12 protein-coding genes are annotated in these 11646 nt (G+C 48.6%); 11 read left to right on the top strand and 1 reads right to left on the bottom strand.

The window, feature by feature from the left end; genetic code table 11:
* The first annotated feature begins 131 nt into the window (after window positions 1-131).
* From ACTQ1N_RS12020 to ACTQ1N_RS11970, 11 genes are all read left to right on the top strand, one after another.
* Window positions 132-440, top strand: coding sequence for a hypothetical protein (locus ACTQ1N_RS12020; protein ID WP_441476417.1), 309 nt, complete (start codon window positions 132-134; stop codon window positions 438-440).
* Window positions 441-469: 29 nt separating this feature from the next.
* Window positions 470-802: a DUF3784 domain-containing protein gene (locus ACTQ1N_RS12015; RefSeq protein ID WP_441476418.1), complete on the top strand. Its 333-nt coding sequence runs from the start codon at window positions 470-472 to the stop codon at window positions 800-802.
* Between the two features lie 98 nt (window positions 803-900).
* Window positions 901-3492 carry a phage tail tape measure protein gene (locus ACTQ1N_RS12010; protein WP_441476419.1) on the top strand — a complete coding sequence of 864 codons (2592 nt, stop codon included), beginning with the start codon at window positions 901-903 and terminating at the stop codon, window positions 3490-3492.
* Window positions 3493-4191, top strand: a complete 699-nt coding sequence (locus ACTQ1N_RS12005; RefSeq protein WP_441476420.1) for a hypothetical protein — start codon at window positions 3493-3495, stop codon at window positions 4189-4191.
* Window positions 4188-5483 carry a phage upper tail fiber protein gene (locus ACTQ1N_RS12000; protein ID WP_441476421.1) on the top strand — a complete coding sequence of 432 codons (1296 nt, stop codon included), beginning with the start codon at window positions 4188-4190 and terminating at the stop codon, window positions 5481-5483. Before ACTQ1N_RS12005 ends, ACTQ1N_RS12000 begins: the two co-directional genes overlap by 4 nt.
* A gap of 3 nt (window positions 5484-5486) precedes the next feature.
* A complete protein-coding gene (locus tag ACTQ1N_RS11995; protein WP_441476422.1) occupies window positions 5487-6050 on the top strand; it encodes a hypothetical protein in 564 nt (187 codons plus the stop codon).
* Between the two features lie 131 nt (window positions 6051-6181).
* Window positions 6182-6514 carry a hypothetical protein gene (locus ACTQ1N_RS11990; RefSeq protein WP_441476423.1) on the top strand — a complete coding sequence of 111 codons (333 nt, stop codon included), beginning with the start codon at window positions 6182-6184 and terminating at the stop codon, window positions 6512-6514.
* Window positions 6514-8556, top strand: a complete 2043-nt coding sequence (locus ACTQ1N_RS11985; protein WP_441476424.1) for a leucine-rich repeat domain-containing protein — start codon at window positions 6514-6516, stop codon at window positions 8554-8556. Before ACTQ1N_RS11990 ends, ACTQ1N_RS11985 begins: the two co-directional genes overlap by 1 nt.
* 44 nt (window positions 8557-8600) lie before the next feature.
* Complete coding sequence (locus ACTQ1N_RS11980) at window positions 8601-8930, top strand: hypothetical protein (protein ID WP_441476425.1); 330 nt, start codon at window positions 8601-8603, stop codon at window positions 8928-8930.
* A 3-nt stretch (window positions 8931-8933) separates the two neighbouring features.
* Window positions 8934-9203 (top strand): phage holin family protein, encoded by a 270-nt coding sequence (locus ACTQ1N_RS11975; RefSeq protein ID WP_441476426.1) that lies wholly within the window; start codon window positions 8934-8936, stop codon window positions 9201-9203.
* A 132-nt stretch (window positions 9204-9335) separates the two neighbouring features.
* On the top strand, window positions 9336-10097 hold the full coding sequence (locus ACTQ1N_RS11970) for a LysM peptidoglycan-binding domain-containing protein (protein WP_441476427.1): 762 nt from the start codon (window positions 9336-9338) through the stop codon (window positions 10095-10097).
* A 118-nt stretch (window positions 10098-10215) separates the two neighbouring features.
* Here ACTQ1N_RS11970 and ACTQ1N_RS11965 read toward each other — a convergent pair whose 3' ends face one another.
* Window positions 10216-11169 (bottom strand): Abi family protein, encoded by a 954-nt coding sequence (locus tag ACTQ1N_RS11965; RefSeq protein WP_441476428.1) that lies wholly within the window; start codon window positions 11167-11169, stop codon window positions 10216-10218.
* Window positions 11170-11646 lie beyond the last annotated feature (477 nt).

Genomic DNA, 11646 nt, shown 5'->3' with positions numbered 1-11646 from the left:
ATTTAACTTCGGGCGTGGTGTCCCAATCGGAAATTACGTCAGACCAATCACCTTCATCATAAAGAAAGAGCAGAGACTATGAAAGCCTCTACTCATATATTAAGAATCGGAATTTATGGAGGTGTTGATATATGGATTTGAAAGATGTGAGTACACAGTCAGCAGAAATAAGAAGCCGCTATCATGATTTGGAAAGGCAGATTCACGGCTCTGTCTGGTCGGTGGAAGAAGATGCGTTAGCTTTTCTGACTGATGCTGGATTGATCGGAAGATTTACGATGGATAATCAGGGACGCTGGCCAAGTGAAGATAAAGAGCTGCTTCCTTCCAAGATTGGCGAATGTGTCTGGTGGTTGGCCGTTCTTGCCGAAAGAATGGAGTTAGACTTTGCAGATTGTGTAGAGCAATTCCTTAATGAACGGTTGACGGCTTTAGAGTGATAAATTTGAATTTTGGGGAGGGTAAGGTTATGACACTTAAAGATATAAGTAACGCTCCAGACTGGATAATGTGGGTGGTATTTGTTATTTTTGCTTTAATGAGTATAGTATTACTTACTGGTCGTGGTGCAGGTCTAATTGCAGGATATAATACAGCAAGTAAATCAGAAAAAAGCAAATATGATGAAAAGAAATTATGTAGAGTCACAGGAGCAGGAATGTCTGTGATAACTGTTTTGGTTCTTGTAATGGCGATATGGGAAGAAATTATGCCAGCCGTATTTGCATACATTTTTCTTGCAATTACGTTAATTGATTGTGTAGTTATGATTGTATTGATGAATACTGTTTGTAAGAGATAACTTCCAGTTTATATTAATATTTCGGTTCGATTGCCGGAACACTACTCCATCGTAGTGCTCCGGTTTTTTGATGCCATTTTTCAGAAAGGAGGACAGCGATGGCTGACCGTATAAAAGGAATCACTGTAGAAATCGGCGGTGACACGACCAAGCTGTCCGATGCCTTAAAGGGCGTAAACAAGTCTATCCGCCAGACGCAGGATCAGCTTAGGGATGTAAACAAGCTCTTAAAGCTTGATCCCGGCAACGCTGACCTTCTCGTCCAGAAGCAGAAGTATCTCTCTGAAGCGATCTCTGACACAAAAGAGAAACTCAAGCAGGAGCAGGATGCCTTAAAGCAACTGCAGCAAGGACCGCAAACCGAGGAGACCTTCAAGCAGCAGGAGGCTCTGACCCGTGAGATTGAAAACACCAAGCAGTCCCTTGAAAAGCTGAAGTCCGAGTTCAAGGATGTCGGTTCTGTGGCGGGTGTCCAGCTCCAGCAGACCGGTCAAAAGATGAAGGATGTCGGCGACAAGATCGCAGGAGTCGGCACTTCCCTTTCTACCCATGTAACCGCCCCGATTGCCGCCGTCGGTGCGGCATCCCTTGCCGCTTTTAAGGAAGTGGATGAGGGAGCGGATATCGTCACGCAAAAGACCGGGGCAAGTGGCAAGGCATTAAAGGAAATGCAGGATGCGGCAAACGATATCGCCACAACCATCCCGACTGACTTTGCTACGGCGGGGTCCGCAATCGGCGAGGTAAATACCAGGTTCGGTCTTACCGGGGAGAAACTTAAGGATCTCTCCCAGCGGTTCGTGGAGTTTGCTTCTTTAAATGACACGGACGTATCGACTTCCATCGATAACGTATCCTCGGTGCTTAACGCCTTCGGCATGGATGCCTCCCAGACGGGCGGTATGCTTGATGTCTTAAATTCTGTCGGGCAGGCTACCGGTCTTTCAATGGATACCCTTTCGCAGGATCTCTCACAGAACGCTGCACAGCTTCAGGCAATGGGGCTTAACGCCACGCAGTCCGCGCAGTTCCTCGGGAATGTCGAGATGTCCGGCCTTGACGTAGGAGTCGCGATGGCAGGTATGAAGAAAGCCATGAAGGAAGCCGCCGGGGACGGGAAGACTCTTGACCAGGCACTGAAGGGCTTCTCTGATACCATGCACTCCAATAAAAGCGATACCGAAAAGCTGCAGGCCGCTTACGATCTATTCGGATCCAAGGCCGGCGCTTCCATCTATAACGCCATGCAAACCGGAAAGCTCTCCCTTGATGGATTCTCCTCCGATATGAGTTCCTTCTCCGGCAACGTATCAAAGACCTTTGACGATACCTTAGACCCGATTGATAAGTTTAAGACCACGCTTAATCAGCTGAAGGTCACAGGGGCTGAGATCGGGAACTCCCTATCAGAAGTCCTTGCCCCTATGCTTTCTCAGGCGGCAGCCGCCCTAAAGCAGTTCGCAGGATTCTGGGAAAAGCTGCCCGGACCCATGCAGCAGTTTATCGTAAAGGCAGCGCTTGTTGCGGCCGCGGTTGGTCCTGTCCTTGTCGGGATCGGCAAGGTGACAAGCTCAATCGGCACGATCACATCAGGCATCGGTAAGGTCATGACGCATCTCGGAGGACTCTCCGGCGCGATGACAGCATTCAGCTCGGTGAGCTTACTTCCCATGATTGGCATCATCGCCGCCGTAGTCGCGGCTGTCGTCGCTGTCATTGCGATTATAAAGAACTGGGGAACGATCTCTAACTGGTTCAAGGGTGTCTGGGAAGGCGTCTGCAGTGGCGTAAAGGCAGTCGGCACTTCCCTTAGCACCTTCTTTACAGGTCTCTGGAACGGAATACAAACGGTAACAACCACCGCCTGGAACGGGATAAAGACCGGCGTATCGACTGTCTGGAACGGTATGAAAACAGGCGCATCCAGCGTATTCAACGGGATAAAGACAAATATCTCGAATGCATGGAATACTGTAAAGACCAATACTACAGCGGCATGGAGCGCGATAAAGGCAAGCATTGCCAGTCATAGTGGCGGTATAAAAGGGATCATCCGGACCGCGATGGCCGGATATCAGAATCTATGGAAGGCAGGGTTCCAGATGATGAACCAGGTGACCGGAGGAAAGCTTGGATCGATTCTTGCAACTGTCCGAAGCAAGATGGCAGGCGTTAAATTAGCCTTTTCCGGGGCAATGGAAAGCGCCAAGACTGTGGTCAGCGGAGGCCTTGCCAGAATCCGGAACTTTTTCTCCAGATGCCGCCTTCAGCTTCCACACATCAAACTTCCGCATTTTTCCATTAGCGGCTCCCTGTCCCTGAAACCGCCATCGGTTCCACATCTTTCGGTCAGCTGGTACAAAAAGGCCATGGACGAACCCTATCTTCTCCAGAGGCCGACCATCTTTGGATTGTCCGGCGGAAGTCTTCTCGGCGGTGGGGAAGCGGGAGAGGAGGCCGTGGTCGGCACCAGAAAACTTCAAAGCATGATTGCGGAAGCATCCGGACAGGATGCGGCAGCCGAGGCAATAGTAACTCTGGGCAATCAGCTGATGTCCCTGATGCGGGAGTACTATCCGCAGATGGTAAATCAGAGGGTGGTTCTGGATTCCGGTACACTGGTTGGCAGTCTTGCTCCGAAGATGAATGAACAGCTCGGCAGAATCGCCGGGAGAAAGGCGAGGGGATAAATGGAGCATTCGGTGATTATCGGCGGACATCACATATTCGAAGAATGGGGGCTTGTGGCAAAAAACAGGCTCCACGTTGCCCAGCCGGAAGTAAAGACCAGGTATATCGATGTCCCGGGCGGGGACGGACAACTGGATTATTCCGATGTCCTCACGGGAAAGGTCCGGTATGGACGAAGAACGGGGTCCTGGGAATTCTGGCTGCGGCCCGGTAAAAAATGGGTGGAGGTTTACACGGATCTTCTGATGACCCTCCATGGGAGGATGGAAAAGCTGATTCTCACCGATGATCCGGATCACTTCTATACGGGGCGGATATCGGTCAATGGCTGGAAATCGGAGGAGAAGAACTCAACGATTGTCCTTGATTACAATCTGGAGCCCTATAAATATATCGCCGCCTCTACCAAAGGGTATGACTGGCTCTGGGATGATCTTTTTGACAACATCATCTACTATGGAACTTTTGATGTCGACGGAACCAAAGGACGGAATCTGATCAATCCTTCCGGCCTTGAAGTTTCTCCGACCTTTCTGTGCTCCGCCCAGATGACCGTCACTTTTGATGGTGTCGATCACGCCCTTTCCAAGGGGGAGAATAAGAGTGATGCCATCCTCCTTCAGCCCGGAGATAACCGGATGGTTTTTGCCGGAAAGGGACGGGTGCTTGTGGATTATTCCCTGGGGAAAAGCTTATGATCTATCAGGTTTTCATGGATGGAGTTTCCATCTTTAACTATGATTACCCGGACATGGTTCTGTTGGAACCAACGCTGGAGATGGAATTGAATACGTCCGGGAGTTTTGATTTTACCATGCCCGCCCGTCATGTCTTCTATGACAACGTCCATCTTCTGACTTCGGATATTGAAGTGTATGAGGGGAACCATCTTCTCTGGTTCGGACGCCCGATTGGAATCCAGACGGACTACTACCGGCAAAAAAAGGTATCCTGTGAGGGAGCGCTGGCTTTTTTCAACGATTCGGTACAAGATGCGCAGGAATATGACCGGATTTCCATCCGTGACTTCTTCCGTCTGGTAGTGGCAAATCATAACCGGCAGGTCGCATCGAACCGTCAGTTTACCGTTGGCACCATGACCATTCCGGACAAGATGGTTTACCGAAAGCTGCACTACGAGCAGACGATGGATGTCTTGAAGAGGCAGTGCCTTGCTGCAGAGGGAGGTTACTTTTTTGTACGGCGAGAGGGCAGTGTAAATTACATCGACTGGCTTTCTGAGATGCCCTACACCTGTAACCAGCCGATCGAGTTCGGTCTGAACCTATTGGATATCTCCGGAAATAGGGGAGGCGAGGAGGTGGCAACCTGCGTTCTTCCCTTGGGAGATACGGACCATACAACCGGGAATCCTCTGACTGTAGAAAGCGTAAACAATGGAAAAAAGATTGTGGAATCGGAGGCCGTCGTCACATATGGGAAAATCACAAAGGCAGTGACCTTCTCCGGGGTGTCCGATCCGCATACGCTTTTTGAGGATGGCGTGGAATATCTGAGTTCCCTGCAGTTTGATCGTCTGTCCATCGAGTGTGATGCGTCAGAGCTTCACTTTCTGAATCCGAATTTCGAGGCGTTCCGCGTCGGACAAAGGATCCATTGCGTCTCCAAGCCTCATCTGGTGGAAAAGGATCTGCCGCTTACCCGGATGAGCCTGAAGCTCGATACAGCGACCAAGCAGATCACACTGGGAACACCGGTGCGTCAGACCCTCACCGAGATCTATGCGGATATAAAGACGGAAGAGGTGAAGGAAATGCAGGAGGATGTGTCTGACTTGAAGGATGATGTGACAGGCATTCAGGAGGATATTGGAGATATTCAGGACAACATCACCGCGATGCAGGACGAAATGGACAACTTATCAGAGGGTGACGGCTGGCATCATTGGATCGGTACTCAGGAGGAGTACGACGCGCTGTCTGAGAAAAATCCGGAAACCGTTTATTTTATCGAGTCTGGAGGAGTATGAGAAATGGGCATCCTTTTTCACGACGTTTCCTTCAAAGAACTTTCGCAGCCGATCTACGTTGGAAAAAAGCGGATCGGAAAAGTGATGGTCGGAGAAGAAAAGGTGTATCCCGATATGACGGAATATCGGGCGCGTTATGCACAGTGGATTTTATTCCCACCGATGATTTCCGATTACGGTCCGTCTCCAATTGATCAATATGGGGCCATGCTCCAGGCAAATGAGGACGCGAAGATTCAAAAGTGCTGCTTCCTTCTTTACCTCAACGAGGCCGGCTACCTGACCTATCGGAAACTGGGTGTGAAGGGAGAAAACCTTACCTCGCTTCTCTATGTTCCGTTTCTCGCCTATCAGGGGAGGATCGTCTATGAAGGAACGACGAACAGCAACATCAACGTGTTTGAGCTGACCCTGGATCCCAAAGGCTATTACACAAGTACAAAGATCGATGCCAACCTGAAAACTGCTGACCAGAATCGCCTTTCCAATTACTCCATTGACTTTGATCAGGAGAACACACGACTGGTTTATACCGAGTTGGAGTTTGAAAGTTATCTTCTCTCATAAGAAAAGGTGGAGAAGGAAGTGCGAAGAAAAAAATAGGGAAAAGGAAATACAGCAAAGGAAATACGGAGAAGGAGATAAAGAGAAGGAAATATGGGGCAAGCATCATCACTCGGAAGGAGGCGGAAAAAAATATGGAAGATATGGAGAAGGAGCTGAATACCATCGAGACGGCTTCCCGGGGAGAAGAAGTCAGGGATGCGATTGTGCATGCGCTCCGAAACCTGAACATGAGTGAAGAAGCCACAAAGGCGGCAAAGACCATGACTTATACGCTTTCGATCTCCGGAAAGACGATTACCCTTTCGAATGGGGACAAGATCAGTCAGAGCGTTGATATCCCGGTCGGACGGACCTATACCTTAGCCCTTGTGGATCACAAACTGACATTGACCGATTCGGAAGGAACAGCACAGGAAGTGGATTTACCCAATGATGTGGAGTCCGCTCTGGGAAAGGAGTACTGATGGCATCCCTTACAGAAATCTTTACCGCGATTGCGGATGCGATCCGAAGCAAAACGGGAGGAACAACAAAATACAAACCGGAGGATATGTCAGCCGCCATCCGCAGCCTTTCCACGGTCAATATCGGCACGGTTGGCGCGGGGCTTGCGGCAAGAAACCTCGCAGAACTGGATCTTGGAATGGCGGATTTGATTGTATCCTACAGCCTTCAGAATATCGGCGCTGTCAAAATCAAGGGAGATCATGTGACGAGTGTCCAGCGATCGGGAATTCTTGGGGAAGGGAATGGTGATGCAGTGCTCGAGGAAATCGATCTTCCCATAGCAAAGACTCTGGGAAGTTATGCCTTTGCATCCAATAAGAAGCTCACTAAGGTGACGGTTTCGGATCAAGTGATCACCCTTCCTTCCTACCTGTTTCAATATGACTCCGAACTGACCGACTTTTCCTTGCCGTCCGGACTGAAGACCATCAGTGAAGGCGCTTTTTATGAATGCAACAAATATCAAACGGCTTCCCTTCCGGAAAGTGTAACGACGATTGGAAACAGTGCCTTCTGTGATTGTTTGGCACTGGCTCTGACAAGTCTTCCGTCAGGGATTACTTCCATCGGATCGAATGCCTTTCAGAACTGCCAATCTCTGGCACTCACCTCGCTTCCGGAGAATCTTTTGACCCTCGAAAACTATGTCTTCAGCGGATGTACGTCACTTACGCTTTCCACGCTTCCGCCTCAGATTGCTGCCATCGGCGATTACGCCTTAAATAATACGGGCATCACAAATTTTACAATTCCGGATTCGGTAAAGAGCCTCGGAAAATATGTGTTTTCCAGTTGCACGAAGCTGGAATCCGTCCGTGTTCCAGCTCTTCTGTCGATGGGAATCCGTACCTTTTCCGATTGCACAAAACTGAAGAGAGTGGAGCTTTCGGCTGGAACCACGATGGTGTCAAGCTATACGTTCTACAACTGTACGGCTCTGGAGGAAGTTGTGATTCCATCTTCGCTCTACGACATCTACACGTATACGTTTTATAACTGTAAGAATTTAAGAATGACGGAGCTTCCGAGAAAACTGCGGACGCTCGCAGGATATGCTTTTTATAACTGCGCAACGGTGTCTTTCTCGTATCTTCCGGACACGATCAATGGCATCTATGATCACAGCCTGGAAAACTGTACCGCTCTGACAGAGCTTCGCATGCATTCCACGCCGGCAAATGGAATCTATTCGAATGCCTTTCAAGGCTGTACAAATCTCAGCCATATCTATGTGCCATGGGCGGAAGGTGCCGTAGCCAATGCTCCGTGGGGAGCAACGAATGCTACGATTCATTATCATACCGTGTACCCAGCGGCTGGGATTTCTCTTCCGGAGACGGTGTATGTACTTGCTGTGGCATCGAGCTTTGACTTCAAAAGCGTTCTTTCTGTTGTCGATCAGGATGGATATGCAGTGACCGGAGATCTTACCGGTATCACCTGGTCGGCGGGAAGTCTATCCGGTGTCAGCCTCGATGCATCCAGCGGCGTTCTGACACTAAGCACTCCTGCGTCAAACGCTACGCTTTCGGTCACAGCCTCATCCGGGACATGGGGGAGTGCATCGACGACGGTGGTCTTTATCCGTAAGCACTATACGGTGGATCTGGGGAATGGACAGTGGGTGGATACCGGTTCCAAAGTAGACAACAATACAGTCTATCAATCCGATGCCGGATCCTACCACATCAATAATGGAACATCGACAGCAACGATTACGATCGTCGGCTATCAGAAGTTTGTGGTCTATATTCGGTCCTATGCAGAAAGCACCTATGACTATACGATCGCATCCACTCTGGATGCAGCCGCATCGAGAGGCGGAAGTACGGCGCAGACCACAAGTGGAAAGCAGTCGTCATCCACCTATTATAAAGCGGAATATCTCATCTCCGACAATGAGCCACATACCATTCAGATTATGTATTCGAAGGATAGCTCCCAGAACAACGGAGACGATCGGGGATACTTCTATATTGCGGAAAGTGAGTGTGCATAACGAAGACAAGAAGAGCATGATAAAACAGAGAGGAGATGATTCCATTGATCGACTTTATCTTGAAATACTGGATTCAGGAGCTCTTTGCCCTGATCCTTGCCGTCCTCACGTGGCTTTGGCGGACGCTGCTCCGGCGAAAACAGGAGAACGATGAAATAAAAGAAGGAATGATGGCACTGCTGCATGACCGTATTTATCAGGCCTGCAGTTTTTTTATTGCTCGGGGATGGTGCTCTCCTGAGGACCGGAGCAACCTTGAGTACCTGTACAAGCCGTACAAGGCACTCGGTGGAAATGGCACCGGAGAGTCCCTGTACAAGAAGTGTCTGGAACTGCCGCTTTCGGCAGACAGAAATAAAAAGAAGGAGGAATGACTTATGGATTTTGGAATTGCAAGTGTGGCGGCAATCACAGTGATTGCGTATCTTGTCGGCATCGGCTGCAAAGCAGCTGGCTCTGTGAAGGATGAGCTGATCCCGGTGATCTGCGGATGCGTCGGTGCGGTGCTCGGCATCGCGGGGCTGTATCTCATGCCGGACTTCCCGGCAAAGGATGTCATCAATGCCCTTGCTGTCGGCATTGTGTCCGGTCTCGCCGCGACTGGTGTAAACCAGATCTACAAGCAGCTCAACAAGACAGATGCGTGAGAGGAGGTGATCCTCGTATCTCGGCTGCTCCTTCCGTAAAGGGAGCAATGTTATGTTTGGCTCTTCGGGCTTAAAAACCCGGAGGGCTTTTTGATTTGCAGGAAATCGATATTTGAGTTGGAGGAGAAAATCATGAGTAAAACAGAATCTGCCATCCAGTGGATGGAAAATCATGCAAACAATAACGCACACGGCTATGACCAGAGATATCGCTGGGGAGAGAAGGGAGACTTTGACTGCTCCTCGGCAGTGATCTCGGCATGGCAGGCAGCCGGTGTGCCGGTAAAGACAAAGGGTGCGACCTATACCGGCAACATGTTTTCGGTCTTTTTGTCCTGCGACTTTGAAGACGTAACCGGCACGGTGAACCTTGCAACCGGAGCAGGCCTTAGGCGCGGCGATGTTCTTTTAAACACCGCGCACCACACCGCGATGTATTGCGGGAATGGAAAAGAGGTCGAGGCATCCATCAATGAGAGGGGAACAGCGGTAGGCGGCGCTCCCGGTGACCAGACCGGACGTGAGTTTCTGATCCGTTCATACCGGAATTTCCCTTGGAACCATGTGCTTCGCTACAAGGAGAATACCGCGACGAAGTCCGTAGACAAGCTTGCACGTGAAGTACTGGCGGGGAAGTGGGGGAACGGCTCTGAGAGGAGAAGACGCCTTGCTTCTTCCGGCTATGATGCTTCCGCTGTGCAGGCAAAGGTGAATGAACTGATTCGCGCAAAGGCTCAGCCGCAGGCAGTTTACTATACCGTGCAGCGAGGAGACACGCTCTCTGGAATTGCCAGAAGGTATGGAACCAGCGTATCTGCCATCCAGAAGCTGAACGCATCCCTGATCAAAAATGTAAACCTGATCCAGGCAGGGTGGAAGATCCGGGTGAAGTAAAAAGAACCTGTGGGCACCTAACAAGATGCCTACAGGTAATTTTAAGCAGAAAAATAGAGCCCGATCTCTCGATAAGGCCCTTGCAAAAGCATTGCTGCTTTTTCCTTGTGGTTATAGTTTATGTGATTGGGAACCAGTTGTCAATAACTAATCGCAAAAAATCAAAAGAAGATGATATCAGTGAATTTGTATAATAGTAGTCGAAATGTCTGAACATACGTTCCTCAAATACATGTAGCTTCTTGGCCGCTTTGTTGTGCACACCTTCACTTGTCACAATCCTATTATGCATAAAGAGAATGCAAATCAGGCCGCGAATGCGGTCATTACTCATTCGAGTTGTACGTATGCTTCGGGTGATACCAGGCAATTGAGAAAGCTTTCGATTAATAAGATAGTTTGTTTTGTGCCGCGAAGTATTTACATGTAGATCGTATATAATACAGTCACTGTGAGCACATGCATTGCGAATGTTTTTACAATCCAGAAGAATATATAGATTGTCTTGCATATCTTTTGATCCAAAGCGAATGGCGCAAAAACTGTAAAAGTGAAGTATTGTTCCAAGCGGTATGAGCTCGAGAAAAACCCAAACAGGAAGATTGGAGATGTATTTCTTGTAAATATCACCGGTGTAAATACTGTTTCGGTTTTGCTCTAATTCGCTTTGCAGATGTTTTTTATGCTCAGCATCAAGAGAGTTTATATAGTCAATTACGATCTGATATCCGTCTTCATCATGATTGTCGATTTCTCGAAGCAGTTCCAGTTTGGTGAAATGCTCAATATCAAGCGATAACTGGAGAAAGGTGTATCGAAGCTCCATATCGATTATTGCGAGATCCTGAAGGTAGCCAAAGTCAAGATTGACGTATTTATCAATTGGATTCTGGTTTGCGTCAAGCTGTTTGTTGTAGTTCTTCCGATATGAGGCTACACGAAAATAGTTATTGTTATTTCTCATATAATCGGCAGCATTATCCGGCGAGACAATATGAAAAGTGATGCCCTTTTGCTGCATATGAGCAACGAGCTCTTGAGCGGATTTAATAGGTTTTACGATTGTGCCCATGAAAATTCGATTCCTCCATTGTTCTTTGGCAAGCGAATGGCAGGTATTTATATTTGATTGTACATAATTTCCTTAATAAGATCAATAAACTTAAGATTTATTAGCCATCAGCTTTTTACAGGCTGGTGGCTTTTTTCATTTCCGATTTCTCTCCGAAAGTTCCGTTTATCTGTGCAGGAGAGAATGTTCCCGGACCGTTCAAAATCACGCCTGAATGGTCCGCATATATCTGCAAGGATAACCTATCTTCCTTTGCTCAGAACGGACAGATCTGTTCTGCACGTAGGGAAGGAATTCTTGTACTTACAACCTTAGGGCAAAAGGAGAATACCCATGAAGAAGAACGATCAAACAGAAGAAAAAAATGAGCAGGTGCTCCTGCTTCGAAAAAGCGGGATGAGCAATCGGAAGATTGCGGAATACACCGGGGTTTCTTACGAGAAGGTCCGGTATCAGTGCAAAAAGGACGATTGCGAT

Source organism: Porcincola sp. LCP21S3_C12 (assembly GCF_052118625.1).
Lineage (GTDB): Bacteria > Bacillota > Clostridia > Lachnospirales > Lachnospiraceae > Porcincola.
The sequence above is the reverse complement of the archived record's forward strand: the minus strand, read 5'-3'. Positions and strand labels throughout refer to the sequence as shown.

Excerpts from the sequence above, each read along its gene's own strand:
- ACTQ1N_RS12020 (WP_441476417.1), top strand. The coding sequence starts at position 132 with ATGGATTTGAAAGATGTGAGTACACAGTCAGCAGAAATAAGAAGCCGC.
- ACTQ1N_RS12015 (WP_441476418.1), top strand. The coding sequence starts at position 470 with ATGACACTTAAAGATATAAGTAACGCTCCAGACTGGATAATGTGGGTG.
- ACTQ1N_RS12010 (WP_441476419.1), top strand. The coding sequence starts at position 901 with ATGGCTGACCGTATAAAAGGAATCACTGTAGAAATCGGCGGTGACACG.
- ACTQ1N_RS12005 (WP_441476420.1), top strand. The coding sequence starts at position 3,493 with ATGGAGCATTCGGTGATTATCGGCGGACATCACATATTCGAAGAATGG.
- ACTQ1N_RS12000 (WP_441476421.1), top strand. The coding sequence starts at position 4,188 with ATGATCTATCAGGTTTTCATGGATGGAGTTTCCATCTTTAACTATGAT.
- ACTQ1N_RS11995 (WP_441476422.1), top strand. The coding sequence starts at position 5,487 with ATGGGCATCCTTTTTCACGACGTTTCCTTCAAAGAACTTTCGCAGCCG.
- ACTQ1N_RS11990 (WP_441476423.1), top strand. The coding sequence starts at position 6,182 with ATGGAAGATATGGAGAAGGAGCTGAATACCATCGAGACGGCTTCCCGG.
- ACTQ1N_RS11985 (WP_441476424.1), top strand. The coding sequence starts at position 6,514 with ATGGCATCCCTTACAGAAATCTTTACCGCGATTGCGGATGCGATCCGA.
- ACTQ1N_RS11975 (WP_441476426.1), top strand. The coding sequence starts at position 8,934 with ATGGATTTTGGAATTGCAAGTGTGGCGGCAATCACAGTGATTGCGTAT.
- ACTQ1N_RS11970 (WP_441476427.1), top strand. The coding sequence starts at position 9,336 with ATGAGTAAAACAGAATCTGCCATCCAGTGGATGGAAAATCATGCAAAC.
- ACTQ1N_RS11965 (WP_441476428.1), bottom strand. The coding sequence starts at position 11,169 with ATGGGCACAATCGTAAAACCTATTAAATCCGCTCAAGAGCTCGTTGCT.